1 protein-coding gene is annotated in these 339 nt (G+C 77.6%); it reads right to left on the bottom strand.

Features of this window, described 5'->3' with window-relative positions; translation table 11 throughout:
• The coding region (locus GT354_RS53360) for a hypothetical protein (RefSeq protein WP_237534315.1) at positions 1 to 194 on the bottom strand (194 nt) is incomplete at its 3' end.
• Between the last annotated feature and the right edge of the window lie 145 nt (positions 195 to 339).

The raw sequence follows: 339 nt of genomic DNA, 5'->3' as shown, positions 1-339 counted from the left end.
GGATCTTCGTGACCGGCCACGGGAACCTCGGCGGGCACGGGCACGGGCTCGGGCACGGGCACGGGCTCGACCGGTCCCACCGGCACGACCGCTGCCGCGACCGGCCCGCCCGCATCCGACTCGACCGACGCGACAACGGAGTCGGCGACGACCGGCTCGGCCGAACCCACCTGCGCCTGCGGCACGTCCGCCATGGGCGCATCCGCCGCGGGCACCTCGACAACCGCGTGCGGGGCACTCTCCTCGGCCGCGGACACCGGCTCGACACCAACGACCGCAGGCGCCTCCACCGGCACGGCGACCGGCGGAGCCGGCACCGTCACGGGCTCGGCCGGCGGC

The organism is Streptomyces sp. SID3343, assembly GCF_009865215.1.
GTDB lineage: Bacteria > Actinomycetota > Actinomycetes > Streptomycetales > Streptomycetaceae > Embleya.
The sequence above is the reverse complement of the archived record's forward strand: the minus strand, read 5'-3'. Positions and strand labels throughout refer to the sequence as shown.